Here is a 16,534-nt window from a genome sequence, read left to right on the forward strand (position 1 = left end):
ACGTATGGGGCGTGCTGGGGCGGCTGGTTCCGAATCATGGCGTGCACGACGAGTGCGTGGAGGTACGCCGGTGAGCACGCAGCAGGACACACCCCCCAGCGGAAAGAGACTGTTCCGGACCAAGACGGTCGAACAGTCGATCCGCGATACCGAGGAACCGGAGCACGCGCTCAAGAAATCCCTCTCCGCGCTGGACCTGACGGTCTTCGGAGTGGGCGTCATCATCGGCACCGGCATCTTCGTGCTCACGGGCAAGGTGGCCAAGGAGACGGCGGGCCCGGCCACGGCCCTCGCCTTCGTCGCGGCGGGCATCGTCTGCGCGCTGGCCGCGCTCTGCTACGCGGAGTTCGCGTCCACCGTCCCGGTGGCCGGGTCGGCCTACACCTTCGCGTACGCCTCGCTGGGCGAGCTGGTCGCCTGGATCATCGGCTGGGACCTGGTACTGGAATTCGCACTGGGCACCGCGGTGGTGGCGGTCGGCTGGTCCGGCTACGTGCGCTCGCTCATGGACAACGTCGGCTGGACCATGCCGGAGGCGCTCTCCGGCCCCGACGTGGCGAGCGGATTCGGCTTCGACATCCTCGCTTTCGCCCTCGTGCTGGTCCTGACCGTGATCCTGGTCCTCGGCATGAAGCTCTCCGCCCGGGTGACCACGGTCGTCGTCGCCATCAAGCTGGCCGTCGTGGCCATCGTCATCGTCGCGGGCCTCTTCTTCATCAAGGCGTCCAACTACTCGCCCTTCATCCCCGAGGCCGAGAAGCAGGAGACGGGATCGGGCCTGGACGCGCCGCTGGTCCAGCTGATCTTCGGCTACGAACCGACGAACTTCGGCATCATGGGCATCTTCACGGCCGCCTCCATCGTCTTCTTCGCCTTCATCGGCTTCGACGTCGTGGCCACCGCGGCCGAGGAGACCAAGCTCCCGCAGCGTGACATGCCGCGCGGGATCCTCGCCTCACTGGTCATCTGCACGCTGCTCTACGTCGCCGTGTCGATCGTCGTCACCGGTATGCAGAACTACTCCGAGCTCAGCGTGAGCGCCCCGCTCGCCGACGCGTTCAAGGCCGTCGGACACCCCTTCTACGCGGGGGTCATCAGCTTCGGCGCCGCAGTCGGTCTCACCACGGTCTGCATGATCCTGCTGCTCGGCCAGACCCGGGTGTTCTTCGCGATGAGCCGCGACGGACTGCTCCCGCGGTTCTTCTCGGTGACGCACCCGCGGTTCGGCACTCCGTACCGCCCGACGATCCTGCTCGGTGTGGTCATCGCGATCGTGGCCGGCTTCACGAGCATCAACGAGCTGGCGACCCTGGTGAACATCGGCACGCTCTTCGCGTTCGTGGTCGTGGCCCTCGGTGTCATCGTCCTGCGCCGCACCCGGCCCGAGCTCCACCGGGCCTTCCGCACGCCGTGGGTGCCCCTGCTCCCCATCGTCTCGGTGGCGGCCTCGCTCTGGCTGATGCTCAACCTACCGGCGGAGACGTGGCTCCGGTTCGGCATCTGGATGGCACTGGGTGTGGTCATCTACTTCCTGTACGGGCGCCGCAACAGCCGTATGGCGAAGGCCTCCTGATCCCTCAGGTCTCCCGGGGAGGCGGCAGCGGGCGCACCGTCCGGGGGCCCGTGCAACGGGCTCCGTACGCCTCGGCCCGCTGCCGCAGTCCGCGGTCGGCCGTGACCACGACACACGGCCGCGCTCCGTGGGCGGCGGCGGCGAGTTCCGCGATCAGGTCGTCCCCGATGCCGGGCGCCGCCATGACGCGTACACCTGGCACGGAGCCGACGTCGCGCGCGGCGCCCTCGACGACGAGCACGAGCTCGACGGGGCCCGGATGCCCGGGCAGACCGCCGGCGGCGTACGGGACGAGGGAGTCCCGCAGCCGCTCGGCGGCACCTCGCCGGTCCCGCCACCAGCCGTCGGGCACGGACCCGACGACATTGGCGGCATCGACGATCACGAGTGTCCTCTCATCGGTCATCCCGGAAGGATGCCAGGTCAGCCGCCGGCGGCAGGGGACTTCTTCGCCGACTCGGGAATCGTGCCGTCCGCCCGGATCGCCTTCCAGAGGTCGCCCGCCTGGGGCTCGGCGGCCACCACCCGGTTCGGGTCCTGCTTGTCGTAGGCGACCGGCAGCATGATCGTCTCCATGGAGGAGGGGTCGACGCCGTTCATCGAACGGGCGAACTCGCTGAGCGAGGTCAGGGAGGCGAGTCCCTCGTCGGTCGTCAGCGACTTGGTCGCCGATTTGGCGATCTTGTACGTGGTCGCCGGACTGCCCAGCAGGTCCTGCGACTTGATCTCGGTCAGCAGCGCGAGGAGGAACTGCTGCTGCAGCCCGATCCGTCCCAGGTCGCTGCCGTCCCCGACGCCGTGCCGGGTACGGACGTAGGCGAGTGACTCGGTGCCGTTCAGCTTGTGCGTGCCGGCGGTGAGGTCGAGCCCGGAGGCCTTGTCCTTGACCGGCTCCTCGACCTTGACCGTGACGCCGCCTATCGCGTCGACCAGATCCTTGAACCCGGCGAAGTTGATCTCCAGGTAGTGGTCGATCCGGACGCCGGACATCTTCTCCACCGTCTTGACCACACAGGCCGGACCGAGCTGCGCGTACACGGAGTTGAACATGACCCGCTCCGCGCCCGCCGTCCTCGAACCGTCGGACCCGACGCACTCGGGCCGGGTCACGAGGGTGTCGCGCGGGATGGACACGGCGACGGCCTCGGTGCGGCCCTCGGGGATGTGCACCACCAGCGCGGTGTCGGAGCGCGCCCCGCTGACACCGCCGCCCCCGCCCAGCTCCTTGTTCTCCGCCCCGGCACGTGAGTCGGAGCCGAGGACGAGCAGGTTCTGACCGGTGGTCGGGAGCTTCTCGGGGCGGTCCTCACCGAGCGTCCTGTCGATGTCGACGCCCTTGATGTTGCCTTCGAGGTCCTGGTACATCCAGTACGCCGTGCCGCCGCCCGCGAGCAGGAGTACGAGCAGTACACCGAGCGCGATCTTGAGTCCGCGACGGCGCCTGGGGGGCCTGGGCGCGCGTCTGGAGCGGGGTTCGTCGGACATCCGTGATCCGGCGCCGGTGGTCTGATCTGTCATGGGCTCGTCTGGTTCTTCCGTCGGGACGCGCTCGGCGCGTGCGAGAGGAGAGGAAAGGGAGGGCGGACATCGCGGTCCGTGTGTGCCGAAGTCGTCCCTGTGCCGCGTTTCATCGAGGCGCCGTACATACCTCGAAGTCGCATTCTGTGATAGGAAGCACTCTGAAATCGACCCCTGTCGAGTATTATTGTGACACCAGTTGACGCTGTGAAAGCAAAAACGGTCATTCGACAGAAAAACCACGGGACTCCGCCCATCGCCGTTCGGCACCGGAGGAAGTACTCGGTGAAGAACGGGCGGGGAGCAATGGGTTTGCGTTCAGGGCGCAGGCGTGCCGGTCATCCTGTCGGGGGGGCCTCTTCCGCGCCTTCCGGACGGTCCGCCCCCGCGCAGCAGGCCGTCGCCGCCGCTCCCCGCACGACAGGATGGCTCGTGCCGGACGGCGGGGGCCGCCTCACCGCCTACGCCGCCGGCCGGTCCGGCGGCATCGTGCGCTGGACCGAGTCCGCGCGGTCCGGCGGCTGGTCGTCGCCCGAACTCCTGCTCGCCGACGCCGGGACGGCCCCGTACCTCTCCGTCGCGCGCAGCCCCCAGGGCTACGTCGACCTCTTCGGGATGCGGCGCAAGGGCAACGGCCCCCAGGCGCCCGTCGAGATCGTCTTCGCGTCCCAGTACCAGACGGGCCGCCCGATGACCGGATGGCACTCGATCGGCAACCCGCACACGGACGCCGCGGAGGCGGCCGCCGTCGGTGCCCCGGTCGCGGTCGTCGACGGCGACGACGTGGTGCACGTCTTCGTCCGGAGCGCCACCGGCGGGGTGTTCACCCGTCGGCGCGGGCGCGAGGGCACCTGGAACAAATGGACGGCGCTGCCGTGCAAGCGGGTACGGGACGGCATCTCCGCGGCCGTGACCCGCTCCGGCCGGGTCGAACTCTTCATGCCCGCCGACAAGGGCGTGTACGTGTGGCGCCAGGAGAAGGCCGGCGGCTCCCTGGACCGCGCCCCCAACCTGGTCTTCATCGCCCGCCCGGAGACGGCCTCGGCCACCGAGTCCTACGACGACCGGGTCACCCACTTCTGGCGTGAGGAGGCCACGGGCGAGGTCGTCGCCTACCGGGTGCCCGCACCCGGCGACGAGGACGTGGCCCCCGCTCCGCTGGGCGGCCGCTCGGGGCGCGGCCCCCTCGCGCTGACCCGGTGCCTGGTCGACGGGTACGACTGCACCGTGCTCGCCCAGACGGAGGAGACGGGCACCCTCGCGGTGACCGCCTACCCGACCGAGATGGAGTCGGCAGGTGCCTGGTGGGCCGACACCCGCGAACCCTGCGAGGGCGTCCCCGCGCTCGCGCGCGACCGCGCCGGGCGGCTGGTGGTCGCGGTGATCGGCCGGGACGGCGGACTGAGCGTGACCAGGCAGCGGACGGACCAGCAGGGCATGGCTCTGGAGGCCTGGGTCCGGTACTGAGGCCGTGCCCGCGCGCCCACGCGGTACGGGGAGCGGCCCGGGCCGGCCGGCGGATGGGTCATGGTCACGTCTCCCCGTCACTCCGCCTTCTCGGCGACCCGGACCGAGAGTTCGGTGCCGGCGGTGTAGTACGGCTTGACGAGGACGTCCGGGCCGTCGTCGGCCTGCACCACCGCGTTGGGGTAGGCGAAGACACCCTTCACGTCGACCACGTCGGTCAGGAAGCGGCCGAGCCGCGCGACCACCGGGTCGTACCGCCGGCCCACCCACAGGTCCCACAGTTCATGACGCCCCACGAGTTGCTCGGCCAGGTCATGGGCGGGAAGCGCGAAGGTGAAGTCGGCGGAGCCCGACGAGCTCCCGGGCAGCCAGAAACTCTGCTCCTCGGCCCCGCGACGGCGCATCAGGAGCAGGGGCTCCGCGTCACCGAAGTCGCAGCCGTACAGGACACCCCGCAGATGGATGACGCCCTCGCTGACCCAGACCTCGGTGGCCTCGGCGTGACGTTCCCGCGTCCACGTACGCAGTGCCAGGTGGCCGCTCCCGGACGCGTAGGGGAGCTGGACCACGGTGCCGTCGGGGCCGCTCGCCACGGGACCGAACCCCCTCAGGTCGAGCGCCCCGGGCCGTACCTTCGCGGGCTTGCCCTCCCCGGTGTCCAGATGGACGTCCCAGCGGCCCTCCGTGAGGACGCCGGGCTCCGGCGGGACCACCGCCGAGTAGAGGTGCGGCCCCAGGTGACCGGCGGACGCCAGCGGGAGCCTGACGGGTCGTTCGCCGCGTGCGGCCTTGCGCCTGCGCAGGACGAGGTGCAGATCGTCACGGCCCTCGCGCACCCCCGCCAGGTGCAGACCGATCAGCCCGTCGGGCCGCACCGCGCAGCCCACCGAGACCTCGGCGGCGGGGCGGGTCTCCCGGCGGGTGCGCCGGGACATCCGGACGACCTTCTCGAACCGCCCCGCCGCCGCCTCCGGCCCGTACAGGTGGGAGTCCTGGAGCGCCTGACGTCCCATGTCCACCCGGCCGGCCTCGTCCTCGACCAGACGCAGCAGGGCTTCGGCGAACGCCTCCACGTCGTCGGCCGGCGTGAGCAGGCCGTTGAGCTCGTGGCGGACGATCTCGGAGGGGCCGCCGGGGCAGTCGGTGGAGACCACGGGCAGGCCGCAGCGCATGGCCTCCACCAGCGCGATCCCGAACGACTCCCGGTCCGATGTCCCTGCGGCGATGGCGGACGCCGCCCAGTGCGCCTCCAGCCGGGGCTCCTCCATCATCAGGAAGACATGGTTGTACAGGTCGAGATCGGCGATCAGCGCGCGGAGCGAGCCGTACTCGGGGCCGGTGCCGAAGATCCGCAACTGCCAGTCGGGATGGCGGCCGGAGACCTGGGCGAAGGCCTGGATCAGCAGGTCGAAGCGCTTCTCGGGGACGAGCCGCCCGGCAGCCATCACGATCCGCGACCGCCCGTCGGCCGGCCGCACCCCGGCGTCGGGCACGCAGTCGGGGTGGGCGTACACCGCGACACCACCCGGGAGACCCGCCTCCGTGACGGCCAGCGCCTCGGCACCGCTCGGCACGATCACCGCGTCCAGCCGGCCCAGCCCCGCCCAGGCACGGCTCTGCTCCTGGGGGGACAGCACGGTGCTCAGCTGGTGCAGCTGGCCCAGCCGCAGGGCCCTCGGCCGGCCCCAGCGCGACACATAGGCCGCCAGCTCCAGGCTGGTACCCACCACCACCTGGGCCGGGCTCTCGACGAGGTACTCCTCGACCTTGTCGTCCGTCAGGCGGCTGTAGCGCCAGGACATCTCCTGCGTGCGCGGAATGACCACGGACGGGCTGAGCCTGCGGACGTCCTGCTTGTCGGGGCGGCGGCCCTCGCGCAGGTCCAGCAGCGCGTGGCTCCGCACCCCGTGGGCGGGCGCGACGGCCGGACGGTCGAGCCAGCGGAAGACCGAGACGACCCGGACCTCGTGGGTGTCGGCCAGCGCGCCCGCGAGGTTGAGGACGGCCCGCGTCGCGCCGTCGGCCGCGTACGCGTTCTGGACCAGGAAATCGATCTTCACCGCTGTGCCGGCTTCTCATAAGGACTGGGCAGGGGGAAGTACGCCTCGAAGAAGGGGTGGATCAACGCCTCCTGGTCGGCCACGTCGTCCTCGGTGGTGAACGAGTCGTTCACACAGAAGACCGCCGCGTCGCGCCGCTTGAGCAGCCGGTCGAGTTTCTTGGAGAGCTGGACCATCGAGAGGTGCAGATAGGCGTACGGAATGGTGTCGGGCACCCCGCGCCCCGTGAAGTACGAGTAGTACGGATACATGCAGGTGCCGACGTCGATGTCGGTCCTGCTGCGGAAGCGTGCCGCGGCGGTGGCCCGGAACACCTCGGCGAACTCCCGCTCCATCTCCTCCAGCACACTGCGCCGGAGCGGCACGGGCGTGTGCTTCATCGCGTCGATGATCGTACGGCCGAACCTCCCCTCCAGCAGGGCGCGGACGTTCTTGCGGGCCACCTCGTGCGGAAGGTCGTCCGGCCGCACCGGGCCCATCGGGATGCGGACCGTGTCCGGGTAGTACTTCGACGCCCCGTTCGGCAGGAAGAACTCGTGCGGGGTGATCGGTCTGCCCACGAACACGTCGTCGTTGAAGTGGATGAAGTGCTCGGACAGCCCGGGGACCCGGTGCAACTGGGCGCTGATGGCGTGCGAGTTGAAGACCGGCAGGCGGTCCGTCTCCCGGAAGATCTCCCGGTGCGACACCACGGTGATGCCTTCGGCGTCCTCGTCGAGCCAGTGGGGCACCTGGTCGTCGGTCACCAGGAAGATGTGGCGGACCCACGGGGCGTACATGTGCAGCGACCGCATGGAGTAGAGGAGTTCGTCGCGGTTGATGTAGCGTCCGGCGCTCGCGGACTCCTCGTGGAAGACGTCGCCCGAGGCCTCGGCCCTGCGCCGCTGCCAGGCCGGGTCGTCGCTGTCCACCCAGGTGTAGACGACGTCGATGGGGAAGGTGATCTCGTCCGGCCCGGTGCAGACGAACTCCCGGCGGGTCGGCAGACCGGCCTGCTCCGGCTTGCGCCCCCAGCGCCGCTGCTTCGGCGCCGGCTCGGTCCGGAGCGGAGGCGCCAGCCGGGAGAAGCGGTGCGGGGAGACGAGGGTCATCTCGCCCTCCACCGTGAGGAAGCTCGCGCCCCGGTTGATGCGGGGCGGCAGCAGGCGTCCCTCCTCCTCACGCCAGAACTCGATGTCGCAGCCGTACTCGGTGCCGTACACCAGCTCGCCCGACGGGTCCGCCTGGAACCAGATGGCGCGCAGCACGTCCACGCCGTCCATGCCCTGCCAGGAGGCCTCCCGCGCTCCCAGGTGCAGCAGTTCGCTGGTGCGCTGGACGGGCACCCTGCGCTGGATGTAACCGGGGCTCCGGCTGAACAGCGACCGCAGGGTCTGGGCGACCCGGCCCCGGTGGGCGTCGCGGACGCCGACCGCCGAGGAGGTGTCCTCGGTCCCGGGCACGACGAAGTGCTCGACACCGGCCTGCGTCAGCGCGGTGGACACCAGCTGGAGGTGCTGGGCGCGCACCGCCAGAGGGGTGAGGCCCGGCTGGAGGTGAGCCAGCCGGCGGTGCATGCCGACGGGTATCTCGTGCATGCCGACGGGCATGGCCCGACTGGGCCGTTCAGCCGTCGCGTTGATCGGATGGATCACCGAATCACGACCTCGTTGACGGTGGCCGTCAGGCGGTCGAGCTCCTGCGGCGTGAGCATCGGGTGCACGGGTATGGAGAGCGCCTGCGCCGCGGCCAGCTCCGTCTCCGCGAGGTCACCGCTGACGTGACCGAGGGCCTTCTCACCGCTCCGGAAGGGCTTGAGGCGGTGTACCGGGGTCGGGTAGTACACCGCGTTGCCGATGCCGCGCTCCTGCAGTTCCCGGGAGACCGAGTCCCGGTCCTTGCCCGCTGCGGCAGCCACACGGATCGTGTACTGGTGGTAGACGTGGCGGGCGCCCTCGGCGACCGGTGGCGTGACGACGCCGCTCAGGCCCGCGTCGAGCGCGGCGGCGTTGGCGCGGCGCTGCTCCGTCCAGGCGTCGAGACTGCGCAGCTGGACGCGTCCGATGGCCGCCGACACATCCGTCATCCGGACGTTGAAGCCCACGATCTCGTTGGCGTAGCGCTGCTCCATGCCCTGGTTGCGCAGCAGCCGCAGCGTGCGCGCGAGTGCGGCGTCACCCGTGGTGATCATGCCGCCCTCGAGGCTGTGCATGTTCTTGGTCGGGTAGAAGCTGAAGCAGGCCGCCGCGCCGAAGGCACCCACCGGCGTGCCGTCCAGGGCGGCACCGTGGGCCTGGGCGGCGTCCTCGACGACGGCCAGTCCGTGCCGTTCGGCCACCGCGGTGAGCTCCGCCATGGCCGCCGGGTGACCGTACAGGTGCACCGGCATGATCGCCGCGGTGCGCGGAGTGACGGCGGCCTCGACGGCCCTCGGGGAGAGGCAGAAGCTGTCGCGCTCGATGTCAGCGAAGACCGGCGTCGCGCCCACGAGCCGGACCGCGTTGGCGGTGGCGGCGAAGGTGAACGAGGGGACGATCACCTCGTCACCGGGGCCGACACCGAGGGCCGTCAGCGAGAGGTGCAGGGCGCTCGTGCCCGAGTTGACGGCGACACAGTGCCGGCCGTCGACGAACTTCGAGAACTCCTCCTCGAAGCCGGCGACCTCCGGGCCCTGGACGACCATGCCGCTGCGCAGCACACGCACCGCAGCCTCGATCTCGTCCTCTCCGATCACCGGAGCGGCGGCACGTATCACCTGGGGGTCAGTAGTCATGGGTTCCACTTCACAGAGTTCTGTAGGTCGAGGGCCGGCTCGGGCCGGGTGGTGTCCCCCAGGTCACGGGAGAGCCGGGGCACGCCCGGCCCGGACCGTTCGTAGGGACTGGGCACGGGGAAATAGGTCTCGAGGAACGCCTTGAGCATCGCGGTGCGGGCCTCCGCCGTGCCGGGATCGTCCACCGTGTCGTTGATGCAGAACGTGTGGTAGTCCCGCTGGGCGAGCAGCCTGTTCAGGTGCCTGCCGGTGTTGGGGGCCGCCAGGTCGAGATAGGTGTAGCGGATCCGCCCGGGCACCGAACGGCTCGTCTGCTGCCCGTAGTAGTGGTGCAGCGACGAGGTGATCGACAGGTCGGTGGGGCTGCGGAAGTGCGAGTGCTGCGTCTGCCGGTGCTCGGCGGGGTAGCGGTCCTCGATCTCCTGGAGGATGTCGCGGCGCAGCGAGTGCGGCACGTGCTTCATCTTCCGCGTCAGCACACGGTCGAACGTCCCCGCGATGACGACGCGGTTGTTCTTCGCGGCGATCTCCGACGGCGGGTCCTCGGCGGACGGCGGGGTCATCGGGACGAGCGCGTTGGAGGGGAAGTACTTCGAGAGGCCGTTGGCGTGGAAGAACTCCTCCGGCGTCACGCTGCGGCCGAGGAACACGTCGTCGTTGAAGTAGAGGAAGTGCTCCGAGAGTCCCGGGATGTGGTGGAGCTGACTCTCGATGGCGTGCGAGTTGAAGGTCGGCAGCGCCGAGGCGTCCGAGAAGATCTCGCGGTGGGACACCACCTTGAGCCGGGGGTGCTCGGTGTGGAGCCACGCCGGCACCTGCCCGTCCGTGACCAGGTAGACGGTGCGCAGCCACGGCGCGAACTGGTGCAGCGAACGCAGCGAGTAGCGCAGCTCGTCGCGGCTGGTGAAGCGCGCGGCGCTGACCGCCTGCTCGTGGTAGTCGGTGCGGCCGAGCGCGGTGGCCCGGCGGCGGATCCACTCGGGGTCCGCGCCGTCGACCCAGGTGTAGACGGCGTCGACGGGAAAGGTGACCTCGTCGGGGAGGGAGAGGGTGAACTCGGACCGTGTGGCGACCTGCGGCGGCGCGTCGACAAGGCCGCTGACCGGACCGGTGAAGTGGCTGACCGGGACGCGCACCGGGTTCTCCGCGGCGACCACGGCGGTCGCGGTGAGGTTCGGTACGGGGGCGATGAGCAGCCCCTGGTCCTCGTTCCAGTACTCGACGGCGCAGGCGTGGTTGGGCCCGAGCGTCCACCTGCCCTCGGGGTCGGTGAGGAGCCACCAGATCCGCAGAATCGATTCTTCCGAGGTCTGGGCCCACGAGGCGCGCTGGTCCGCGTGCAGCGGCTTGCCGCCGGCGGCGCCGCCTGCCATCAGGGCGCCCGCGGAGAGTCCACTCACGCGCAGGGCTCTTTCGGCGCGCTGGCGCTCGCCCGCCGGCACGGCCACGGCGGTCATGGTCACGGAATTGCCGCGCACGCAGAAGTACGGGACGCCATGGCGGTCGAGCACGTCGGTCACGCGCAGGAGATTGGTGGCGCGGGCGATGGACGGCGTCAGCCCTTCCGTCACCTCGGCGGCGCGCACCCCGCGCGCGTACCAGACCAGCTTCACGCCCGGACGCCGGGCGTCGCGCCGCAGGCGCTTGCTCAGCCGCACGCTCAGGTGCTTGCGCAGGACGCGCGAGGTCGTGCCGAGCCCGGACAGGCCGTTCTGGAGGATCAGGCGGTTGCGGGCCGGCAGGAGGCGCACCAGGAGGTGTCTCAAGGCGTGCGGCAGCACGCGCCGGTAGAGGCGCAGCAGAGTAGAGGCCTCTGGGTTGCTCATCGCTCGTCCACTCCGTGTTCCCCCGCTCGGCCTCACGGCGAGCAACCATCACGCGTCACGGCGACAGTGCGTCGGGCTCGGCAGGCGGAGCGCGGAGGTGGGGATCCGCCGGAAGGTGCAGCCAAGTGAAGCAAACGTGTCGCAGAGGTGAAGAATAACAAGATTCTAAGGTTGAGACTGCAATTAAATGGTTCCGATTCGGCTACGTAACCGGCTTTTCCGTGCATGCGAAAGCGGGCCGTACGGTCTCCCGTACGGCCCGCCGTCCGCTGTCCGGGCGGATCCGGTGAAGCGGTGTCCGGTGCTGCCTCAGGCGGGGACGCTCGCCACGCCCTGCGCCAGGAACGGCTTGCCGTTGACCCGCTGCGACACGCCCTCGCGGTCCAGGTACGGCGTGATGCCGCCCAGGTGGAAGGGCCAGCCCGCGCCGGTGATCAGGCACAGGTCGATGTCCTGCGGCTCGGCGACGACGCCCTCGTCGAGCATCAGGCCGATCTCCTGCGCCACCGCGTCCAGGACGCGGTCACGGACCTGGTCCTCCGTCAGGACGGTGTCGCCCTGCTGGAGGAGGGCCGCGACCTCGGGGTCCAGCTCCGGCTTGCCGGAGTCGTAGACGTAGAAGCCGCGCTTGCCCGCCTTGACCACGGCCGCGAGGTTCTCGGAGACGGTGAAGCGCTCCGGAAAGGCGCGGTTCAGGGTCTCGGAGACGTGCAGGCCGATGGCCGGGCCGACCAGCTCCAGCAGCACCAGCGGGGACATCGGCAGGCCGAGGGGCTCGATGGCCTTCTCCGCCGTCACGACCGGGGTGCCCTCGTCGATGATGTTCTGGATCTCACCCATGAAGCGGGTGAGGATGCGGTTGACGACGAACGCCGGGGCGTCCTTCACCAGGACCGCGGTCTTCTTCAGCTTGCGGGCGACGCCGAAGGCCGTGGCCAGCGAGGCGTCGTCGGTCTGCTCGCCGCGGACGATCTCCAGGAGCGGCAGGACCGCGACCGGGTTGAAGAAGTGGAAGCCGACGACCCGCTCCGGGTTCTTCAGCTTCGACGCCATCTCGGTGACCGAGAGGGAGGAGGTGTTCGTCGCGAGGATCGCGTGCGCCGGGGCGACGGCCTCGACCTCCGCGAACACCTGCTGCTTGACGCCGATCTCCTCGAAGACGGCCTCGATGATGAAGTCGGCGTCGGAGAAGCCCTCCGCCTTGTCCAGCACGCCGGAGACCAGGGCCTTGAGGCGGTTGGCCTTGTCCTGGTTGATGCGGCCCTTGCCCAGCAGCTTGTCGATCTCGGCCTGGACGTAGCCCACACCCTTGTCGACGCGCTCCTGGTCGATGTCCGTGAGGACGACCGGGACCTCCAGGCGGCGCAGGAACAGCAGGGCGAGCTGGCTGGCCATCAGGCCCGCGCCCACCACGCCGACCTTCGTGACCGGACGGGCCAGGGCCTTGTCCGGGGCACCGGCCGGGCGCTTGGCGCGCTTCTGGACCAGGTTGAAGGAGTAGATGCCCGAGCGCAGCTCACCGCCCATGATCAGGTCCGCGAGGGCCTGGTCCTCGGCGTCGAAGCCGGCGCTCAGGTCGCCGTCCTTGGCCGCGGCGATGATCTCCAGCGCGCGGTAGGCGGCCGGGGCCGCGCCGTGCACCTTGGAGTCGGCGACGGCCTTGCCGCGTGCGACGGCCTGGTCCCAGGCGTCACCGCGGTCGACCTCGGGGCGCTCGATCGCGATCTCGCCCTTGAGGACGGCCGCGGTCCAGATCAGCGACTGCTCCAGGAAGTCCGCGCCCTCGAAGAGCGCGTCGGCGATCCCGAGCTCGTAGACCTGCTTGCCCTTGAGCTGGCGGTTCTGGTTCAGCGAGTTCTCGATGATCACCGAGACGGCGCGGTCGGCACCGATCAGGTTGGGGAGCAGCGCGCAGCCGCCCCAGCCGGGGACCAGGCCGAGGAAGACCTCGGGCAGCGAGAAGGCGGGCAGCGCCTTGGAGACGGTGCGGTACGAGCAGTGGAGGCCGATCTCGACACCGCCGCCCATGGCCGCGCCGTTGTAGTACGCGAACGTCGGGACCGCGAGACCGGAGAGGCGGCGGAAGACGTCGTGACCGCCCTTGCCGATGGCCAGCGCGTCCTTGTGCTCCTTGAGGAGCTCGACGCCCTTGAGGTCGGCGCCCACCGCGAAGATGAACGGCTTGCCGGTGACACCCACACCGGTGATCGAACCCTCGGCCGCCTCCTTCCCGACCTGGTCGATGGCGGCGTTCAGGTTCGCCAGCGACTGCGGGCCGATGGTGGTCGGCTTGGTGTGGTCGAAGCCGTTGTCCAGCGTGATGAGGGCGAACCGGCCCGCGCCGCCCGGAAGGTCGAGGTGGCGTACGTGCGCCTGGGTGACGACCTCGCCGGGGAACAGCTCGGCCGCGCCCTTCAGAAGCTCAGTGGTGGTGGTGCTCACTTGCTGCCTCCGGCTGCGTTCTCGAAGTGAGGGTTCTCCCAGACGACCGTCGCGCCCATGCCGAAGCCGACGCACATCGTCGTCAGGCCGTAGCGGACCTCCGGCTGCTCCTCGAACTGGCGGGCCAGCTGAGTCATCAGGCGGACGCCGGAGGAGGCGAGCGGGTGGCCGTAGGCGATCGCGCCGCCGTACTGGTTGACGCGCCGGTCGTCGTCGGCGATGCCGTAGTGCTCCAGGAAGGCGAGCACCTGCACGGCGAATGCCTCGTTGATCTCGAAGAGACCGATGTCGCCGATGGAGAGGCCGGCCTTGGCCAGGGCCTTCTCCGTCGCCGGGATCGGACCGTAGCCCATGACCTCGGGCTCGACACCCGCGAAGGCGTACGACACGAGACGCATCTTGACCGGGAGGCCCAGCTCGCGGGCGGTCTCCTCGGAGGCGAGCAGCGAGGCGGTGGCGCCGTCGTTGAGACCCGCTGCGTTACCGGCCGTCACACGGCCGTGGGCGCGGAACGGGGTCTTCAGGCCGGCCAGCGACTCCATGGTGGTGCCCGGGCGCATCGGCTCGTCGGCGGTGACCAGGCCCCAGCCCGTCTCGCCCGCCTCGGCGTTGGTGCGGCGTACGGACACCGGCACCAGGTCCTGCTGGATCTTGCCGTCGGCGTACGCCTTGGCGGCCTTCTCCTGCGAACGGACCGCGTACTCGTCGGCGCGCTGCTTGGTGATCGAGGGATACCTGTCGTGCAGGTTCTCCGCGGTCATGCCCATGAAGAGGGCGGACTCGTCGACCAGCTTCTCCGACACGAGACGCGGGTTCGGGTCCACGCTCTCGCCCATCGGGTGGCGGCCCATGTGCTCGACACCACCGGCGATGACGACGTCGTACGCGCCGAAGGCGATGGAGCCGGCCGTCGAGGTGACGGCGGTGAGGGCCCCCGCGCACATGCGGTCGATGGAGTAACCGGGGACCGACTGGGGCAGACCGGCCAGGATCCCGGCGGTACGCCCGAGGGTGAGGCCCTGGTCGCCGATCTGCGTGGTCGCCGCGATGGCGACCTCGTCGATCTTCGCGGGGTCCAGGTCCGGGTTGCGGCGCAGCAGCTCCCGGATGGCCTTCACGACGAGATCGTCGGCGCGGGTCTCGTGGTAGATGCCCTTCGGGCCCGCTTTGCCGAACGGGGTGCGGACGCCGTCGACGAAGACGACGTCCCGGATGGTACGAGGCACGGTGGCTCTCCTCCAGGGTGCGGGATGGCACTGCTGCGGGCGCACACATCGGCACGCCACGACCCTCATGCTACTTGCGGGTAACCAGGCTGCCCACCCCCCACCACCGGAGCGGTGAACGTCACATGTCCAGGGGCGGTCACCGGCGGCCCGGGAAGGCCGGTCAACTGGCGTGAATTCGATCCTCCTGGATGAGGCGGCCCGGGCCGCGGACCCGACACGCGTGCGCCCCCACCCGGATCCGGGAAGGGGCGCACGCGTGCTGCCGGGTCGTGTCAGCCGCTCGTGTCCAGGGCGCGCAGCAGCAGGGGGCCCACCTGCTCGATCTGCCAGCGGCGCGCGCCGTATCCGGCGAGGGCGGCCTCGACCGAGTCCGGGGTCAGGAGCTTGGGCGGCTCCCAGCAGATCCGGCGCACGGTGTCCGGGGTGATCAGATTCTCCTGCGGCATGTGCAGCCGCTCGGCAAGCTCGGACACGGCGGTGCGGGCCGCCGACAGCCGGGTCGCGGCGGCCGGGTCCTTGTCCGCCCACGAGCGGGGCGGAGGCGGCCCCGCCGGCTGCTGGCCCGGCTGCGGCAGCTCCGATTCGGGCAGCGCCTTGGCCCGGTCGACGGCGGCCTGCCACTGCTCCAGCTGACGACGCCCCATGCGGTGCCCGAAGCCGGGCAGCGCGGTGAGCGCGGCCACGTTCACCGGGAGCGCCAGGGCCGCTTCGATGATCGCGGCGTCACCGAGTACCTTGCCGGGTGAGACGTCACGCCGCTGCGCCACCTGGTCGCGCGCGGTCCACAGCTCCCGTACGACGGCGATCTGACGGCGCCGGCGCACCTTGTGCATGCCGGAGGTCCGGCGCCACGGGTCCTTGCGCGGGGGAGCGGGCGGTGCCGCGGCGATCGCCGCGAACTCCTCCAGGGCCCATTCCAGCTTGCCCTGCCGTTCCAGTTCCTCCTCCAGGGCGTCGCGCAGGTCCACCAGCAGCTCGACGTCGAGCGCGGCGTAGCGCAGCCAGGGGTCGGGCAGGGGCCGGGTGGACCAGTCGACCGCGGAGTGGCCCTTCTCCAGGGCGTAGCCGAGGACGTTCTCCACTATCGCCCCCAGGCCGACGCGCGGGAATCCCGCCAGCCGGCCGGCGAGCTCCGTGTCGAAGAGCGAGGTCGGCGTCATGCCTATGTCGCGCAGGCAGGGCAGGTCCTGGGTCGCGGCGTGCAGGATCCACTCCGCCCCGGTGAGGGCCTGGCCGAGCGCGGAGAGGTCGGGGCAGCCCACCGGGTCGATCAGCGCGCTGCCGGCACCCTCGCGGCGCAGCTGCACGAGATAGGCGCGCTGTCCGTAGCGGTAGCCCGAAGCGCGTTCGGCGTCGACGGCGACGGGTCCGGTTCCGGCGGCGAAGTCCGCGACCACCCGGGCCAGCGCGTCGTCGGTCGCCACCACCGGCGGAATGCCCTCGCGAGGTTCGAGCAAGGGGATCGGCGCCGGGGCGACGTCGTCCGGGGGAGCGCCCCCGGTGGTTCGCAGTGAGGTGTCTGCTGCGGTCTCTTGGGCGTCGGTCACATGCCAAGGGTATCTGTGTATGTGCGGCACCCGTCGACGGAACGTCCCGTCGACGGGCGGCCATGCACGTGAACCGGCCGGTCGCGCGTCCGCGCGGGTGCCGGCGGTCAGGCTCGTCCT

11 protein-coding genes are annotated in these 16,534 nt (G+C 70.7%); 2 read left to right on the forward strand and 9 right to left on the reverse strand.

What is annotated here, in order from left to right; genetic code table 11:
- The first annotated feature begins 70 nt into the window (after window positions 1-70).
- A complete protein-coding gene (locus ACHFIV_RS08445; protein ID WP_398965191.1) occupies window positions 71-1,573 on the forward strand; it encodes an amino acid permease in 1,503 nt (500 codons plus the stop codon).
- A 4-nt stretch (window positions 1,574-1,577) separates the two neighbouring features.
- On the opposite strand, the gene ACHFIV_RS08450 is transcribed toward ACHFIV_RS08445, so the two are convergent.
- Window positions 1,578-1,979: an NTP pyrophosphohydrolase gene (locus ACHFIV_RS08450; protein ID WP_398965193.1), complete on the reverse strand. Its 402-nt coding sequence runs from the start codon at window positions 1,977-1,979 to the stop codon at window positions 1,578-1,580.
- Window positions 1,980-1,996: 17 nt separating this feature from the next.
- A complete protein-coding gene (locus tag ACHFIV_RS08455; RefSeq protein WP_398965963.1) occupies window positions 1,997-3,058 on the reverse strand; it encodes an LCP family protein in 1,062 nt (353 codons plus the stop codon).
- Window positions 3,059-3,523: 465 nt separating this feature from the next.
- Here ACHFIV_RS08455 and ACHFIV_RS08460 point away from each other — a divergent pair, with 465 nt between their 5' ends.
- Entirely contained in the window at window positions 3,524-4,558 is a 1,035-nt protein-coding gene (locus ACHFIV_RS08460; RefSeq protein WP_398965195.1) for a hypothetical protein, read from the forward strand.
- A gap of 77 nt (window positions 4,559-4,635) precedes the next feature.
- Here ACHFIV_RS08460 and ACHFIV_RS08465 read toward each other — a convergent pair whose 3' ends face one another.
- From ACHFIV_RS08465 to ACHFIV_RS08495, 7 genes are all read right to left on the reverse strand, one after another.
- Complete coding sequence (locus ACHFIV_RS08465; protein ID WP_398965197.1) at window positions 4,636-6,618, reverse strand: glycosyltransferase; 1,983 nt, start codon at window positions 6,616-6,618, stop codon at window positions 4,636-4,638.
- A complete protein-coding gene (locus ACHFIV_RS08470) occupies window positions 6,615-8,195 on the reverse strand; it encodes a stealth family protein (RefSeq protein ID WP_398965198.1) in 1,581 nt (526 codons plus the stop codon). Before ACHFIV_RS08470 ends, ACHFIV_RS08465 begins: the two co-directional genes overlap by 4 nt.
- A gap of 53 nt (window positions 8,196-8,248) precedes the next feature.
- On the reverse strand, window positions 8,249-9,370 hold the full coding sequence (locus ACHFIV_RS08475; RefSeq protein ID WP_398965200.1) for a DegT/DnrJ/EryC1/StrS family aminotransferase: 1,122 nt from the start codon (window positions 9,368-9,370) through the stop codon (window positions 8,249-8,251).
- Window positions 9,367-11,196: a stealth family protein gene (locus ACHFIV_RS08480; RefSeq protein ID WP_398965202.1), complete on the reverse strand. Its 1,830-nt coding sequence runs from the start codon at window positions 11,194-11,196 to the stop codon at window positions 9,367-9,369. Before ACHFIV_RS08480 ends, ACHFIV_RS08475 begins: the two co-directional genes overlap by 4 nt.
- 309 nt (window positions 11,197-11,505) lie before the next feature.
- A complete protein-coding gene (locus tag ACHFIV_RS08485; protein WP_398965204.1) occupies window positions 11,506-13,638 on the reverse strand; it encodes a 3-hydroxyacyl-CoA dehydrogenase NAD-binding domain-containing protein in 2,133 nt (710 codons plus the stop codon).
- Window positions 13,635-14,864, reverse strand: a complete 1,230-nt coding sequence (locus tag ACHFIV_RS08490; protein ID WP_398965206.1) for a thiolase family protein — start codon at window positions 14,862-14,864, stop codon at window positions 13,635-13,637. Before ACHFIV_RS08490 ends, ACHFIV_RS08485 begins: the two co-directional genes overlap by 4 nt.
- A 275-nt stretch (window positions 14,865-15,139) precedes the next feature.
- The gene (locus ACHFIV_RS08495; protein WP_398965208.1) at window positions 15,140-16,414 is read right to left on the reverse strand and encodes an HRDC domain-containing protein; all 1,275 of its coding nucleotides are present in this window, start codon (window positions 16,412-16,414) and stop codon (window positions 15,140-15,142) included.
- Between the last annotated feature and the right edge of the window lie 120 nt (window positions 16,415-16,534).

The organism is Streptomyces sp. ALB3 (assembly GCF_044385685.1).
In the GTDB taxonomy this organism is placed as follows: Bacteria; Actinomycetota; Actinomycetes; order Streptomycetales; family Streptomycetaceae; genus Streptomyces.